Origin of the sequence: Brumicola blandensis (genome assembly GCF_031846165.1) — a bacterium.
GTDB classification, from domain to species: domain Bacteria; phylum Pseudomonadota; class Gammaproteobacteria; order Enterobacterales; family Alteromonadaceae; genus Glaciecola; species Glaciecola blandensis.
In genome coordinates this window covers 114,095-130,510 of sequence record NZ_JAVRIE010000001.1, presented here as the reverse complement: position 1 = coordinate 130,510, position 16,416 = coordinate 114,095, and the positions used below count along the sequence as shown (strand labels likewise).

The window sequence follows — 16,416 nt, the reverse complement described above, 5'->3', positions numbered from 1 at the left end:
CTATTTATAGCTTGTTTATAAGTTTGACTTAAAATCAGGAGGATAATGTATGACGGGTGAAATAGAGGTAAAAACAGAGTTGGTTTATTTGTATTCACCAACTCTGCGTTTTCGATAGAAACGATGTTGCTTTTATTTCAAAACAATCACCCTTGGCGCTTTACCTTCTTTCTCCAAAGTAATCGTCACCAAGAACAAAGACTCAGCTTCAGCTGGTTTGCACAACTCTGATAGAACAGACATGAACATCAGTAACTGATAGTTCACATTTGATGGAATTCGTAGCTTTTCCTTGACCCAGGTAGCGCCAACTGAATTAACGTCAATCCATGGGTTAATAGCTTCTTCCATAGCATCTTGTAGACTCGCTAATTGTTGCTTAAATACCTTCATGCCTGTTTCTTTTTCTGCTTGTGATAAGGAAGAGAACAACCTAACTTCTTTGTCAATATGACTGAGAATACTGGGTAAACTCGACAGGCCTTTAGATTCTTGCCCTAAGTCTGTTAGGTCTAGCACTGCAGCTTTAAAGCGTTTTGCACTGCCCGATATAGCCCCATCCATTTTGGTACTTTCCCAAAAATTATCATCAAGATAATTCGTATTCTTAAATTTACTTTTTAAATTAGACCGAAATTTTCTAGGGTTAATAATGAAATTCTTTTTATTTGTTACGGCGAAATCAAAGAACGCTGAATAGTCTAGTTCTCTTTCTACTGCTTTGTATGCACTATAGATAGGCTCTAAAAATTTTCGCCGATCAACGTTCACATAAATAGCTCTTAAAAAATCAGCAGCCATATCAAATAACGGATCGGCTTCTAGCTCTGTTAATTGCTTATAAACGAACTTACTAGAAAGCATTTGTATACTAACCGTACTTTTTTTGTAGAGACCACGGTATTTATCGAACTCTACCAATGCCCTTTCGATTGCTTTAGGTGACACAATCTCTGGCAATTCATGCTCTAGATTACTTAGGTGTGCTTTTGTAAAGCTAAATGACTTAAAAATGTCTTCCATTTGCTGCTTTGAATGCATATGTTTGTCAACATTACGGTAAGCTAGATTAAAGGTTGTGTCTGTTTTACCGCTCAACGCAGCATTAGCGAATTGATAAGCTAGGTTTGCAACGGCTTTACGCTCTTCATGTTTTCCTAAGGCCGTATCTGAAATTTCCAAGCGATTAATTACGCTAAGACTTCCACCGGCATCTGTTTCAATGCTGAGGTCTCCAACGCTAACCTTTTTTTGGCTGAAATCTATGCCCATAATGGACAAGCTCTGAGATAGCTCTTGTTGCATGGTTCGTTGAATTCTTTGGGTGCGGTCTTTGATGAGAATTTGACCATCTATCGCTAAGCTTCTCATTAATCGATTCGCTGCTTGGTCAGCACCGACAACTAGCAATTGATACAAACTTTGCGCGGACTTTGAATTGCTGAGGAACACGACTGTAAAACCTAAAGCTTCGGACTCCATCAGTGATTTGCTTTGCTCATGTGCAATCGCTAATTTGATCGTTTGTGCTTTTTTGACTCCTTCGTTCACTCGCGTTTTAAATTCTTGGTACTTTGTTAATGCTTCTGAAAAGATGTCAGTCGTAATTTGGTCTACTCTTTCCAACTGAGATTTTATTTCTTTACTCAAGGATTCAATTGGTGCAAGCACCTTTCGACCTTCATTTGTTACCTTGGCTTTTATCTTATCAACAAAACTTTGTGCTTGGGCTTCTACCTCGGTTTGCCAACCACCAATAACCGTACTCAAACCATCAACAGCAGCTTTTAATATCTGTTTCTTTTCAGCGTTTGAACCGGGTAATTTATCCAGTTCACTACCAAACTGTTCCATCAAAGTATCAATGACCTTTCGAGATAACTCTGTAGGATCCAATTTTACACTCAACACCTCGGAATCGAAGAACTCTTGTATTTGTTCACCGAGCATTTCTGTGACAACCTGATCAGTATTTTTCTCACCTAAGACTAGCTGCGAGATTGAGGCGTACCAAGCACCTTCGTCAAGCTCATCTTTAATCTTCTTCAATATCGTCTTGCCTGGAGTGCTATATTTTTCAAGCTCGGCGATCAACTCGTCCCCTCGGCCAAATATAATATCGGTATATTCTGTGACGATTTTATCAAGCCCTGTGAACTCAGATTTTAGCGACAAGCTAAAGTTACTCGAATTCACCGTTTTCTCATCAAAGCTCACTTTTATTTCGAGTTGATTATCTTTATTTTTGCGCATAAACAGCTCTGTATCACCCTCATAGGTGTGTTTACGCGAATACCCAGCGGCGGCAGTAACCTCGGCAGTTAGCGATTGATTATTTATATCTGTACTTGTACTAAATGATTCGCCAAGGGCAACTTCCCCCCAAATCGATAGCTGCCTTCTTCCTCTTACCGTAATTGCTCGAAAACCTTGGTTATTGATGAACTGCAGGTGTTTTTGCATGCTCTTGATATTCCAAGGCTTCATGCCATCAGAGTACATTGCCCACAGCGCTTTATAACTCGGTGTTGCCGTGTTTATTTGGTAATAAGTATCGAGCTCAATTTCTGCGCCAAAGCTAGCGCCAATTGATGCTGAAATCGATTGCAACTTAGCCGATGCCTTCCCGCCTACAAGGAAACTGGCGAAGGCATCCTGATTAATAACAACATCGCCCTCTTTCACCGGCATCGCCAATAAATCCTTTGCTTGCTCGTGATTTAGAACATTAATACTGAACTTAGCGTCAGCTTTTACTGAATAGCCCAGTTCAAACTCTTCTTTTGGAGACACTGTATGCTCTTTCGTAAACTTGATATCTTTTTCAAAAGACTCCTGTTGACCAATGGGCAGGACTAACTCTTCGCCTTTAGCCAAAAACGCTTTCGCTTTTTCGACGCTCACTAAGGCTTTTTTGAAGGCGTCGGTACTCGTTACATCAGTGCTAGCATTTAGGTTTAGATGGCTCATTTCATCATTGGTCAAATTGATGAAATTTGTGAGCTTTTCGATAGAGGGACTTGCTAAAAGCTCTTGAGCATTCATTTTTAGGCGTATTAGCAAATCTTTGATAAGTTGAGCATCATCAATCGCAGCACTCGCCTCATCTAGTTTTTCGTCAATCTCGTTAATTTTTTCAATGAGGTCTTTTAGATTGCCGACGACAAGTAATTCTTCAGGCACTAACTTGATGTAATCAGAAAGGCGTTTCATTACGTTCTTCCTTTAAAAGTACCGAATCACTCGCTTCGGCTGCGTACATCCATGTAGGTAACAGCTTGTTTGTTTTATGAACAGTATGAGGTGCTAAAATGTAAAATGCAAGATAGTGAAAAAAGCGTGATCAATCTTTACGACTCTTGTCATCACTATCTAAGGGGTCATGTTCTATTACTATCCCATCGCTTGGTTCATGCATATTTGCCTTTGGCGACTTACCGAAAAACCGCATGAATAGGACATACAGCAAGCCGATACCAGCGAGAACCAAAAATACAAAGAATAATGTCACCATTAAATAGACTGCTAAGGCGAGCACTACTATGGCAGCGGCGAAACGAAAAACTTTATTCATATGAGTTGTCCATGTTGACTAAATACCTGAGCTTTTGTGCTCACATCATGTAATACAATAGTGTAGTTCATTAGTGTTGAATTTACAGTGGAAGTTCAGTTCAAGGATTAATGTAATTACGCACTTTCCTAACTGTTTGCTAAGGTTAATAGATACAGGTTTTATAAAACGGAAAAGTTAACATGGCGACAGTTAGAATATTGGGTGCAGCACAAGAAGTTACGGGATCTTGTCACTTAGTTGAATCTCCTGCCTTGGGTAAAGTCCTGTTAGACTGCGGAATGCATCAAGGAGCAAATTCTCTTAAGAAAATAGGAAGAGAAGATTTTGACTTTGAACCTTCTGATATTGATGCTGTGGTGTTATCTCACGCTCACTTAGACCACAGCGGACTGCTACCCAAGTTAGTTAGTTTGGGGTTTAAAGGACCTATTTATTGTGCTGACGCTACTGCTGATTTGTTAAAAATCATGTTGCTAGACTCAATCAATATTTATTTGGGTGATCTCGAACGAGAAAACAGAAAACTGTTGCGCAAAGGAAAAAGCCCACTTGAGCCAGAATACAGTGAAGACGATGTGCATGAAGTACTGTCTCTTTGCGTTACGAAGAATTATAACGAACGCTTTACTCTCAGTGAGCAAGCAAGTTGCATATTTTTTGATGCTGGCCACATACTAGGGTCTGCGATTGTACAATTAACTATTCAAGAAAAAGGCAGTTCAAAAACACTCGTATTTTCGGGCGATTTAGGCAATAAAGAAGCCGTCTTAATGAAGGACCCGAGCTTTTTAGACAAAGCAGACATTTTGCTAGTTGAGGGAACTTATGGAGACAGAAATCACCGTCCAATTGAAGACACCGTCAAACAGCTTAGGGAAATTATTGTAGAAACTGAAAAACGTGGTGGCAACATTATGATCCCGGCTTTTGCGGTTGGTCGAACTCAAGAAATATTGTTTTATCTCGGCCAGTTGCATCGAGAGGGACTTTTGCAAAACTGGCAAGTGATACTCGACAGTCCGATGGCTATTGAAATTACAAAAATTTATGACAAATGGTTTTCCTCCTTAGATAGCAAGGATATTGATCAAGCAACCCCAGACGCGCACTCCATCACCAAAGACTTCATTCCTAGTTTATTTTTATCTGTTACGCCAGAGAACTCAATGGCAATTAATCGAATCAACAAAGGAGCGCTTATTATTGCCGGAAGTGGCATGTGCACCGGCGGCAGGATTCGACATCACTTCAAAAGTCGAATTTGGGACAGTAGAAACACAGTTATATTTTGTGGTTACCAAGCAATGGGAACCTTGGGCAGACTGTTAGTGGATGGTAAAAAAATGATCCGAATATTCAATGATAGTTTTGCCGTTAAAGCTAAAGTAGAAACCCTAGGTGGGTTTTCTGCTCATGCAGGACAAAGAGAGCTTATAGAGTGGATTACGCAATTCAAACCAACACCAAACGTCGTATTGGTTCATGGCGATGCGCTAGCCTTAGATAAGCTGTCTTTCGTTTTATGGGATAAGCAAAACATCAACAGCATCATACCGACAAAGGGGCAAGCGATCGCATTCTAACAAAGCTAAGCATCATAACGCCCTTGCGTTCTACTACTAGGTTTGCGTTTTTACACAAATTACTGTGACAGACTATTTCCGCTCATCTCTTGACCTACCTCAAACTTGTTTTCACCTCAGTTGCTAAGCTTATAGTGAAGTAAGAAAGACGACACATACATTGACATAATATTAAGAGGGAAACACTATGAGTAACTACACGAAAATTTTAGTGGCAATCGATATTCATGCGCAGTATGAGCAGGTGATAAATAAAGCACTGAATGTTTGCTCGTCGATAGAACAGCTTAATTTGGTCTACGTGCCACTACCAATGACATACATCAACCCTTATCTTTATGGATTAGATTACAACCAAATCAATGAAGAAGAGCGAATGGGTAAAGCGCGTCAGCAACTTCACGATATCGCTGAAAAGTTTGGTATCGACAAGCAAAACGTACACTTTAAGGTGGGCGATGCCGCTGACGAAATTCATAACATTGCAAATCAAATTCATGCAGACTTAATAGTCATAGGAACACATGGAAGAAGTGGTATTAAATTATTACTTGGATCTACCGCTAATTCTGTCTTGCACGGTGTTAAACAAGACGTGTTAGCAGTGCGTGTGCAGGATTAATAGTTAATATAAATAAGAGCAAAAAACGTAATGAAAATTGCGTTTTTTGCTAATGGACGCATAGTACCTATTCTGGCAGTTTTACTAAGTTACCGTTAGCAGTCTCCAAACCCATCATGCTTCGGCTTCTCAAAATAGTGCCATGAAGTGAGTTAATAAACGCTTTCTCATCCTGCAAAAGAAACATTAAGTCTTTCGCTCTACTTTGTATAGCCAACTCCCAGCCCATTGAATAAACGTCATCGCATATTATTTGGAAGCTTTCCTTTGCCTTCTTGGTATTTCCTAACAATGCCGAAAAAATACCAGCATACAGACTATTCCAAATAGTACGCTGTTCCATGGATTGATAATAATCAAAGAATGCTTTCACTGAACTGAATTTATTTTGTAGCTCTTGGGCAACTGCTGCTGCTTGACTAACCATACTTTCAAGCGTTGATTCAAAATCATCTGTTTGCGCATCTGCGAAAGGTGAGAGCCTTTTGGATATATGAAAAGTCCAACCAGAAGATTCGTAGAGAAAATGATTCACAGCAATATTCACATACGTACCTTTTGAGAATGAGCTCGGTTGAAACTCAATAAGCACTGCCCACCAACCATTATCTTTAAACCAAATTCTGGACTTTCCTGAGCGAACAAAACCTAAAGGTTTTAGTGTTTCCTTTGCATTTTTAGCGATTAATTTATTGTGGTCCATTTCAATGTTCTCTCGGCTTACGTTTGCGTTTTATGCAGTGATTAAGGGGGCGATAAAGTCGCGTGGTTATTCTGACCTGCATACTACTTAATATGAAGATGTCGCGTCAGTCAAAAAAATACTCATAAATATAAAATAAAATTCCTAAAAATTGCCGTGAATGTGCCGTTACATAAGGGAGAGGTAAAGATTTATTAAGCAGTAGCACTTCACTTCGATAACATTCACTCACAACTATAGGAAACACTCTATGTTAAATAAAGCATTAATTGGAGCGCTACTGGTGTTGCTGTCTAGCACAGCAATGGCAGAAATTGCGGTTATTGTGCATCCGTCCAATAACGACGCTATAGACACAAAAGTTGTACAACGAATCTTTTTGGGCAAAGAAAAGAAATTTCCAAGCGGCGCCGAAACAGTTGCCGTCAATCAAGTTGGCGGCAGCGAAGTTAGACAATCTTTTGATTCCGATATTTTAGGAAGAACTTCTAGCCAAGTATCAGCTCATTGGTCAAAACTGGTGTTCACTGGTAAAGGTGTACCACCTAAAGAAGTAGACAACGACGCAGCCGTCATTGAACTGGTTTCTCAGAATCCAAGTGTTATTGGCTATGTTGATAAAGCATCCGTCACTGATGCTGTCAAAGTTATTTCACTGTAAGGGGACTCAATATGAAATCATTTAATAAACTATTCACTCTGTCATTAGTTACATTGGCAGTAAGCTCTGTTGCTCATGCCGATGTTCGAATAAATGGGTTCGCTAACTTTACTGGTGGAATTGCTTCCAGTGAAGATACTTTGTACGGGTTCGAAGATTCCATCGATTATGCAAACCAGAGTTTATTTGGTCTTCAAGTCAGTGGTGATGTCTCTGAAAATGTCACGGCTACAGGTCAAATAGTTACTCGAGGTTCAGATGACTTTAGTGCTAACTTTGAGTGGGCTTATCTTACTTACGCCGCAACCGAAAACACGAGTATATCAATTGGTCGCCTAAGAATGCCGCTATTTAGATATTCGTCATCACTAGATGTTGCTTATTCGTATCACTGGGTAGTTGCTCCAGCGTCGGTATACGACGTGCCATTTAACAACATCGACGGTATTCGTGTGGACTATACAGGATACAGCGGTGATTGGGAGTACGGACTGCAATTCGTGACGGGTAACGTTAACAACGAGTTTACGCTAGGTGGTCAGCCAGGTGAGTTAACCATCAACAATGTCGCTCTTGTTAGTGCAGATCTTGCATATGAGAATTGGAAGTTTAGAGGTGTCTATGCCGCGGGTAAGGTCACATTTGATATTCCTGCTTTAGACGCACCTCTGGGACAACTAGGCCAAATATCAAGCGACTTTGAAAGCAAATTACAAGCTGTTGATGATTCGGGCGTATTCTATGGCGCGAGTATAGAATACGATGCTTTTAACTGGTTTGTTGCCGCTGAATATACAGGCATCGAAATTGAGGATTCATTCTATCCTCAAGAAGAAAACTACTATGTCACCGCGGGTATTCGTGCGGGTAAATGGACACCGTTTATTACCTACGAAAAGTCTGACATCAACCGTGATCCGAAATTTGTTGGCGACATCGCTGCCTTCCCCGCTCCGTTGCAGGTGCCATTAACTCAGTTAGTGGTTGGTATTCAGCAAAGTGTTATGTCTGAAAACAATACACTATCAGTGGGAACTCGATATGACTTAAGCACAAGCATTGCACTGAAAGCGGATATCACTAAATTCACCAACGACATTAATGACGAAGAAGATTCGTTAGTTCGCTTCGCAGTTAACTACGTCTTTTAGTTCTTAAAAAAACACATTGCACGCCGGAAAAGGAGTATTTAAGCGTGCATTTTTACAAACTATTTCTGAAATATTCTTTCAAGGGGCACAGTATCCACACTACCTAAACAAATCTAACTGGTCGTTCGTGATCTGATTAAAGCTTGTTGATATGAAAGGTAGGATAGCATCTGCTATCGCAGCTAATTGCCGCTCGATGTAGAATGGATAATCAATCGCTGAATTAATGTACTCCACAGGCTGCGGACCACTCACCGTGATCACGTATTCTATCCATCCTTTTTTTTGATACTTTAGTGGCTTCTTTAGCAGCTTGTTGTGCTCATCAGCTAAGCGCGCAGCTCTTACATGCGGTGGCACATTCTTCACATAATCTTCTAAATTGCGCCTAATACGCTTGCGGTATATTAATTTGCTATCAAATTTTCCTGCTAGCGTATCGGCAACCGTTTTGCGCACGTAGTCTTCAACAGGTTGCTCGTTAAATACTTTGTGGTATAGCGTCTGTTGGAATTCTTTGGCAAGTTCGGTCCAATCGGTACGAACACTTTCCAAGCCTTTGAAAACAAGTGCTTGCTCACCGTTTTTATCAACTGTGCCTGCATAGCGCTTCTTCGTACCAATATCCAAGCCGCGTATTGTTGGCATAAAGAACTTAATAAAGTGCGTTTCAAATTCAATTTCTAACTGACTATCGACCTTAAAGCGTTCTTGAATATTTTGCTGCCACTCATCATTGATGAACGTTTGTAATTGTTTGCCTAAATGCTTGCATTCATCGGCACTTTTATCATCCCCCACATGCACGAATATCGAATCGGTATCCCCATAAATAACCTTGTAGCCCTTGGCTTCAATCCACTTTTTCGTGGTAATCAATAATTCATGACTGCGTTTAGTAATAGAGCCTGATAAACGAGGATCGAAAAACCGACAACCTGTTGAACCCAGCACACCATAAAATGAATTCATGATAATTTTTATGGCTTGAGATAAGGCGGCGTTCTTTTCTTTTTTCGCTTTATCTCGCTCCTTCCACAAGCAATCAATTATGTTGGGCAGAAAATGCTTATCTCTGGAAAAGTAAGCGCCGTCAAAACCTTCTATTGCGCTTGAAGGTGAATTTAGTCCTTCGATCAAGCCCATTGGATCAACATTAAAGGTTTTGATAATACTGGGGTAAAGACTCTTAAAATCGAGCACTAACACATTGTTGTACAAGCCGGGAATTGAATCCATCACAAAGCCGCCAGGCGAGACTAAACCTGAGGTACCATCTCCCATATTCGGCGCGACATACCCTGCTCGGTGTAATTTAGGTAAGTATAAGTTAGTAAAGGCCGCAACAGAGCCGCCCATTCGGTCTAACTCCAAACCTGTTAGATGTGCTCTTAACATGGCAAATTCTAGCAGATGCGTTTTTTCGAAAATGAGCCACACTAAACGAGAATCTTCAAGGTTGTATGCAGCCAGCGCAGGTTTATTATTGATAAAATTTTCGGTAATTTCGGCCAAGCGACTTTCTACGTTGTCGACCTTTTTGCCAATACCCAGCAGCTCTCTAGCGACATTTTCCAATGAGAAGCTAGGAAAGCTATAAGTGGCTGTTTTTAATAAGTCGATACCATCAAGCACTACCCTACCCGCAATTGAAATATATTTGTTGTCACTGTTTCGATTTTTTCGCCAATACGGCTTGCGGCCATCGCGACCAATAGCAAAGTCAATATTGTGTAGATCACAGCGTTTTTGCAATAAATCGAAGTCAAAGTTGATCACGTTCCAGCCAATAATGACGTCAGTATCGTAGTCCTTGAACCATGCTATGAATTGAACCAGTAATGCGTGCTCATCTTCAAGCCAACGTATGTAAGGGGGAGAATTTTCTTGAGCATCGCCAATTATGAACACCACTTGCTCAGTATCACTGTATGCTGCAATCGAATACAAAGCACCATGGCCCTCATCATCAGTAACCGCGCATTCAATATCAATTGAAATCATTGACAAGTGAACATCGCAATCACCCGGCTTACATTTAGCGTTTTTTATCGTGAGGTGCTTGCTATTAGCCTCATTGTTGTTAGCTATTTTGTTGACGTTTCCTTTATATTGAGCTCTATCTATTTCGTTGCCCACAAATGCGATTTTGGCAGTTATAAAGCGTTCCATTAAATAGCGTTCATCGGGACGAAAATCATCCTCATAAACTTTAATACCGTGCTGTTTTAAAGTATCTCGAGCGACATAGAAGTCTTTCATGAGCTTAAAATAAATAGCCGATACCGATTCATGACCAAAGGTTTTTATTGGCAGTTGCTTATAAGAGACGAAGTGAAGTTTATGCTTCGACAATAAGCCTAATACATTATCGATTTGACTCGATTCAATAAAGAACAAAGCCTGCTCGTTTTCAATCGTCAGTTTTACAGGCCCACTTTCAGTTTTTAACCACAGGGTGATAACAATACCTGAACGAGTGTCTTGGGCATGTCGGGTTAATAAAAAGCCTGTGTGTTGGGGAATGTGCATTTAGGTGACGAACTTTGATTGATGCCAGAGAATATTGTCAGCAGTGTAATATATCTGGGCTTGAGTGTGTGAAGAAAATAAGGTTTTAATCAAGGTGTATTGGAGTGCTTTGCGGTGTTTTGATACACAATTTCAAATTACGGTGCCTTCTGCATTTAAACTAAAACCAGATTAGGCAAGAGCAAACTATTAAATCAAATACTGGCTACAAATCTTCGCCAAGATAAAGTCGATGAGCTTCGCCGACCTCTTTAACTAATTGAGACATATTACCAAAATCAGCCAAGCCGGACACCTTTGCAAAATGGGACCAATTAGCTACAGACGACACCACTCTCCTAATTATCTTTTTCGCTTTCGCTTTGGATAGATCTCCATGACTGGCAACGGCAAACAAATCATCTATTGTTATTTCTTTTGCCTTGCCATTGATCGTCATCTGGTGTCGGCTTGTCCAGCCAGCGCCATTGCTATAAGTGATGTCATAGGCTGGCGACAGTGACCACTGACCGGTTTGATCCATTAAAAACGAAATATTCTTAGTATGATCATCTTGGTTGACGGCCACTACATTAAACACCATACGAACATAGAACTGCTCAATCTCTTTTGCTGACAAGCCTAATTCACGCATAACGCCAATGGCCTGTTCATAGGAATAAGCACCCGATTCATTAAAATCGTAGTGGGCAATCCCACACAGTGATTGCATGTGAAGCTTGTCACCTCCATTTAATCGGTCAAAACGTTTAGTCATAAAGTGAGAGCGACCATTCTCGTTAAATATTCGGCTTTCATTCATGTTGACGCCAGCGTCGATTGCCATCAGATAATAGGCATACTCCAGTAGACCAAACCCTTTTGGATCAGCCAACAGCTCTTTATCTTTGTTGCCATCCACACCATCAAACTTTAACAGGTAATAATCAAAGCCGTGCCCTGCTGGTGCTTGCCCGGTTTTGATCACGTTGGTCTTTTTATTCCATGCAATAACAGCTTTTGCTCTGGCACCGCCTGCTGAGGTGCCCACAAGAATGATTTGTTCAACTGCCTCTTGCTTACCCTGCTCCGAATTTTCAAGGGGAACATCAAGCTCTGTTTTTTCTTGCAGGGCTTTATTGGCAAGCGCCACTAATTCATCTAATTGCACTTCGGATGTTGTTTCTTTTATCGAGCCGACCGCTGGCCTGAACTCCAATCCCCCCATTCCGCGAGAGCCGATGTAGCATAAACGCTCAATGGGGCTAAATGACTCAGGTGTACGCGCATTTCTTTCTAGCCATTGATCGATCAAACGATTACCAAACTTGTCTGGCAAGCTGTCAGCCAACAAGCCTGGCAAGCCCTTAAAAGTCTCGTTTGATAGCTCACTGAACGAATACGCTTTGTTGCTTAGCGGCATCTTAATTGGGGATAGCTGAATTCCTGAGCGCTGAAAATACCGGTCATACTCAAAGTACCCTAATTCGTTTTGCCAAATGACTGAGCCTATTTTAGTGTCCCACAAATACACATCGGCTTTTTCTAGCACATCACCCATTTTCAATCCTTAGTATTATCTGTGTGTGGTATGACTTTATTCCATTCAAACGGCTCGTTACTGGATTGCTTCTTCTTACCTTTTGCTGCACGTTTACGTACTTGATTCTTCGTGGTGAGCAACGAAGTAGATCGCACAGGTGGTTTAGGCATGAAGTTATCCAACTCGTGCAACTTCCCTAGAGCACGTAATATCGAAATGATTTTTTCAAAACCAACACTTCGCTTACCACCTTCCAAGCTTTGGACAGTGCTTACATTCACACCAGCCTTGTCTGCCAACTCTATTTGTTCTAAGCCTTCATTTAAACGTGCCAGCAAAAAGCGCTGCCCCATCTCCATCATGATAGCCTTGTTGTTCATTTTTTCTAGCTTCATAATATTGCTAATTAACATCATTGTAGAATATAAGAACAATTATAATGTTTATATTCATTATTATGCAACCCTTTTAATAGTGTACATTTTCACTATAAAAGCATTAAAACCCCGATACATTAGATTTATTCACTATAGAAATCGCCAAGGGGAATATAAAAGGGATTTATCAGCAAGCTACTAGTCTAAGAAAGTACGATAATACGATTGGATTGATTATCAAAATGAAAAAATTTGTAGTCAATATCGGTAAATTGGCGACATTTTATCATATGCGCTTCAATATCAACCGAGCCTTCTGCATGTTCCGGTCGACAATACCCTCGCGGATACGAAAAAAATAATTTGATGAATCTTTGTACTTGTAGAGGTAGGTTGATGTATTTTTTTGCATCGTCTTCTGCCTTGTTGAGACAGAGTTCTGAGACAGAGTTTTGTTCTACGCCATATAATTGATACAAAAAAGCCCCGTAAATACAGGGCTTCAGTGATTATCTGGCGGAGAGAGAGGGATTCGAACCCTCGTTAGGTTTAACCCTAAACACACTTTCCAGGCGTGCGCCTTCAGCCACTCAGCCACCTCTCCTAAACTGTGTTTGCTAATCAGGAATTAGCAAATGCGGCGCGTATAGTAGGGAAAACCATCGCACCTTTCAAGCATTGATTTTCGTTTACCGAGTATTAGCTACGCATTGCCCTTTAATTTCATATTTAACTCAGCAGCAAAGCCCAACATACGATCTAGTGGCACTAAAGCGCGTTGACGTAAATCATCGTTCACAAAGACTTCGCGACCGTCATGGTCTAGTAGCGCATCACGCATTGCTTCTAAACCGTTCATCGCCATCCACGGGCAATGAGCACAGCTTTTACACGTTGCTCCATTACCTGCTGTTGGTGCTTCGATAAATTCTTTGTTTGGCGCTAGCTGCTGCATTTTGTAGAAAATGCCTTTATCTGTTGCCACAATAAATTTGTTGTTAGGAAGCTCTGTCGCGGCTTTTATTAATTGAGACGTAGAACCAACTGCATCGGCCATCTCTACCACGCTAGCGGGCGATTCTGGATGCACTAGGACAGCTGCATCAGGATGTAAGTGCTTAGCTTTTTCTAGGGCCTGCGCGCTGAACTCATCATGTACAATACATTCGCCGTCCCACATGAGCATCTCAGCACCCGTTTCTTTTTGAATGTAGGCACCCAAGTGGCGGTCTGGACCCCAAATAATTTTTTTGCCTTGGCTATCTAGGTGTTCAACGATTTCTAGTGCAATGCTAGATGTTACTACCCAATCTGCCCTCGCCTTCACCGCAGCTGAAGTATTCGCATACACCACCACAGTATGATCAGGGTGTGCATCACAGAAAGCTGAAAACTGCTCTACTGGACAACCTAAGTCCAAAGAACAAGTTGCTTCTAGGGTTGGCATGATGACGGTTTTCTCTGGGCTTAATATTTTGGCAGTTTCACCCATGAATTTTACGCCAGCAACAAGCAAGGTTTTTTGCTCCGCGTCACGACCAAAGCGAGCCATTTCAAGAGAATCAGAAATGCAGCCACCCGTTTCTTCTGCTAAAGCTTGAATCACGGGGTCCGTATAATAGTGTGCAACTAATACCGCGTTTTTTTGTTGCAGCAAGGTGCGTATTTCCGCTTTCAGTTGTTCTGCATAATCTGAAGTGATTGGAATAGGCTTTGCTGGAAAAGGATATGAAATTCGTTCTGCTTTTACCGCGTTTGTCATGAGCTTTAAAGTATTTTTCAATGGTTTGATTATTATAACCTAGTGCAATAAAAAGTTCACAATTTGCTAGTAGGCTGGGGAAATAAATTTTACGTTGAATGCAATGTTATTAACTATTGCTGTCTATTTCTGTGATTTGCTAATTTGAATGTGCAAGGAAGGATGTAAATATTTGCACATAGATTTTGAAGTGGTGGGTCGTGCTGGATTCGAACCAGCGACCAATTGATTAAAAGTCAACTGCTCTACCAGCTGAGCTAACGACCCACTTTCAAAAGGATAGTTGATGTAGATAATTGGTGGGTCGTGCTGGATTCGAACCAGCGACCAATTGATTAAAAGTCAACTGCTCTACCAGCTGAGCTAACGACCCAATTGCATCTCTTTCAGTTGCGTATCTACGTCAACGGCGGCATATAATACTCAAATCGAAACGCGGTGCAACCTTTAAATGCGTTTTATTTAATTTAATTTACGATTTGCGTGTAAAGTAAACAAAAAGCTCGTAATTAGAAAATTACAAGCTTTTTAGTTGCTCATTTGCCAAGCGACTTGGTGTCGAATCTGGGTACTCATTTATCACTTGCTCGAACAAACTTCTGGCTTGTGACAAATTATTCACCGATTTTTCGACCATTCCTAGCTTCAAAATTGCATCAGCACGTTTTGGAGAATCAGGGAAGTTATTCACTACGCTCTCAAACTGCTCTCGTGCGCCGTCCCAATTTTGCTTATTGAACAATAGTTGTCCTAACCAATAATGTGCATTGTCGGTATAACTAGAGTTTGGAAAATCACTCAGGAAACTTTGAAAGGCTGGAATTGCGTCATCATAATTGCGATCTTTCAGAATTAGATTAACCGCAGACTGATACGCTTGCTCTTCAGATTGCCCTGTTGGAATACTTGGCGTGATGCTTGGCACACTTGGAGTGGCTCCAGTAGATTGACCCAGCGATGTCGTTTGCTCTGACAGCTTAGCAAAACGATTATCAAGCTCTAAGTACAATTCACGCTGACGTTGCAGTATTTGCTCCAGTTGATGGTTATGTAGCTCAATAGAGCCTCTTAACTCATCGACTTCCGACTGCAAGGTATCAAGCTGCATTTGCACTCGCTGCTGCGCTTCCACACGGCTTTTATCTTTTCTTTCTAAAATCAGTAAGCGGGTTTCGATATCGGTTGGATTCGCAATCACCAAATTACTGCTGTTAGTTTGTGTTGTTTGTGTCTGCTCAGTTTCTTTTGGATCGTTTAGATCGACAACAGGCGCTTGAGCGAATGCCCAAGCGCCTGTAAAACTAATGAGACCAACTGTTAGAATTGGTTTAATCATAGGTTCTTATTGATATACCACTACACCACGACGGTTTTGAGCGAATGCATACTCAGACGCGCCTTGTACAGCTGGCTTTTCTTCACCGTAAGATACAACTGAAATTTGTGAAGAGCTCACACCTGCGTTTTGTAAGTAAGTTTGTACTGATTTAGCACGACGCTCGCCTAATGCAATGTTGTACTCTGGCGTACCACGGTTATCACAGTGACCTTCGATAACAATTGATTGACCTGGGTTTTTCACCAAGAATGCCGCATGCATATCTAGTACTGAATGGAAGTCAGACTTCACGTTTGCACCATCGAAGTCAAAATAAACAACGTTTTGATTAGAAAGTTTTTCTTTCTCATCTTCCATCATTTGTTGTGCTTTACGTAAGCCTTCCGCTTTCGCAAGTTCAACTTTACGTGCTTCTTCTTCCGCTCTTGCTTTTGCAGCTTCAGCTTCAGCCGCAGCAGCTTCAGCGGCGCGGTTTTTCTCAGCTTGTATCTCTTCTTCCGTAGGGCCAGATTTACATGCCGCTAACGTTAGTAAAGGTACAACTACCATAAGCGTTTTGAGTGTGTTTTTGTTCAACATACTAGTTC

Annotated in this window: 14 protein-coding genes and 3 tRNA genes; 4 read left to right on the top strand and 13 right to left on the bottom strand. The window is 41.0% G+C overall.

Annotated features, from left to right (window positions below):
- Positions 1–132 precede the first annotated feature (132 nt).
- Both RM544_RS00600 and RM544_RS00595 read right to left on the bottom strand, forming a co-directional pair.
- Positions 133–3,213 carry a hypothetical protein gene (locus RM544_RS00600; protein WP_311359844.1) on the bottom strand — a complete coding sequence of 1,027 codons (3,081 nt, stop codon included), beginning with the start codon at positions 3,211–3,213 and terminating at the stop codon, positions 133–135.
- Between the two features lie 130 nt (positions 3,214–3,343).
- On the bottom strand, positions 3,344–3,574 hold the full coding sequence (locus RM544_RS00595; protein WP_311359843.1) for a hypothetical protein: 231 nt from the start codon (positions 3,572–3,574) through the stop codon (positions 3,344–3,346).
- Between the two features lie 182 nt (positions 3,575–3,756).
- Here RM544_RS00595 and RM544_RS00590 point away from each other — a divergent pair, with 182 nt between their 5' ends.
- Positions 3,757–5,160, top strand: a complete 1,404-nt coding sequence (locus RM544_RS00590) for an MBL fold metallo-hydrolase RNA specificity domain-containing protein (RefSeq protein ID WP_311359842.1) — start codon at positions 3,757–3,759, stop codon at positions 5,158–5,160.
- A gap of 187 nt (positions 5,161–5,347) precedes the next feature.
- Positions 5,348–5,782: a universal stress protein gene (locus RM544_RS00585; protein ID WP_311359841.1), complete on the top strand. Its 435-nt coding sequence runs from the start codon at positions 5,348–5,350 to the stop codon at positions 5,780–5,782.
- Positions 5,783–5,849: 67 nt separating this feature from the next.
- Here the strand turns inward: RM544_RS00585 and RM544_RS00580 are convergent, their stop codons facing one another.
- Entirely contained in the window at positions 5,850–6,485 is a 636-nt protein-coding gene (locus tag RM544_RS00580; RefSeq protein WP_311359840.1) for a DUF4304 domain-containing protein, read from the bottom strand.
- Positions 6,486–6,735: 250 nt separating this feature from the next.
- Between RM544_RS00580 and RM544_RS00575 the strand changes: the two genes are divergently transcribed.
- The gene (locus RM544_RS00575; protein WP_311359839.1) at positions 6,736–7,146 is read left to right on the top strand and encodes a type 2 periplasmic-binding domain-containing protein; all 411 of its coding nucleotides are present in this window, start codon (positions 6,736–6,738) and stop codon (positions 7,144–7,146) included.
- Between the two features lie 11 nt (positions 7,147–7,157).
- Positions 7,158–8,297 (top strand): porin, encoded by a 1,140-nt coding sequence (locus RM544_RS00570; protein WP_311359838.1) that lies wholly within the window; start codon positions 7,158–7,160, stop codon positions 8,295–8,297.
- 99 nt (positions 8,298–8,396) lie between these two features.
- Here RM544_RS00570 and RM544_RS00565 read toward each other — a convergent pair whose 3' ends face one another.
- From RM544_RS00565 to pal, 10 genes are all read right to left on the bottom strand, one after another.
- Positions 8,397–10,829 (bottom strand): DNA polymerase II, encoded by a 2,433-nt coding sequence (locus RM544_RS00565; RefSeq protein WP_311359837.1) that lies wholly within the window; start codon positions 10,827–10,829, stop codon positions 8,397–8,399.
- A 205-nt stretch (positions 10,830–11,034) separates the two neighbouring features.
- The gene (locus tag RM544_RS00560; protein WP_311359836.1) at positions 11,035–12,369 is read right to left on the bottom strand and encodes a type II toxin-antitoxin system HipA family toxin; all 1,335 of its coding nucleotides are present in this window, start codon (positions 12,367–12,369) and stop codon (positions 11,035–11,037) included.
- Positions 12,370–12,371: 2 nt separating this feature from the next.
- Positions 12,372–12,746 carry a helix-turn-helix domain-containing protein gene (locus RM544_RS00555; RefSeq protein WP_311359835.1) on the bottom strand — a complete coding sequence of 125 codons (375 nt, stop codon included), beginning with the start codon at positions 12,744–12,746 and terminating at the stop codon, positions 12,372–12,374.
- Between the two features lie 185 nt (positions 12,747–12,931).
- Positions 12,932–13,207, bottom strand: a complete 276-nt coding sequence (locus RM544_RS00550; RefSeq protein ID WP_311359834.1) for a hypothetical protein — start codon at positions 13,205–13,207, stop codon at positions 12,932–12,934.
- A gap of 35 nt (positions 13,208–13,242) precedes the next feature.
- Positions 13,243–13,332, bottom strand: a tRNA-Ser gene (locus tag RM544_RS00545).
- Positions 13,333–13,431: 99 nt separating this feature from the next.
- On the bottom strand, positions 13,432–14,490 hold the full coding sequence (nadA, locus tag RM544_RS00540) for a quinolinate synthase NadA (RefSeq protein ID WP_311359833.1): 1,059 nt from the start codon (positions 14,488–14,490) through the stop codon (positions 13,432–13,434).
- A gap of 191 nt (positions 14,491–14,681) precedes the next feature.
- Positions 14,682–14,757, bottom strand: a tRNA-Lys gene (locus RM544_RS00535).
- A 30-nt stretch (positions 14,758–14,787) separates the two neighbouring features.
- Positions 14,788–14,863: transfer RNA gene (locus RM544_RS00530), tRNA-Lys, on the bottom strand.
- Between the two features lie 144 nt (positions 14,864–15,007).
- Positions 15,008–15,826 (bottom strand): tol-pal system protein YbgF, encoded by an 819-nt coding sequence (gene ybgF, locus RM544_RS00525; RefSeq protein WP_311359832.1) that lies wholly within the window; start codon positions 15,824–15,826, stop codon positions 15,008–15,010.
- Positions 15,827–15,832: 6 nt separating this feature from the next.
- Positions 15,833–16,408 carry a peptidoglycan-associated lipoprotein Pal gene (gene pal / locus RM544_RS00520; protein ID WP_311359831.1) on the bottom strand — a complete coding sequence of 192 codons (576 nt, stop codon included), beginning with the start codon at positions 16,406–16,408 and terminating at the stop codon, positions 15,833–15,835.
- Positions 16,409–16,416 lie beyond the last annotated feature (8 nt).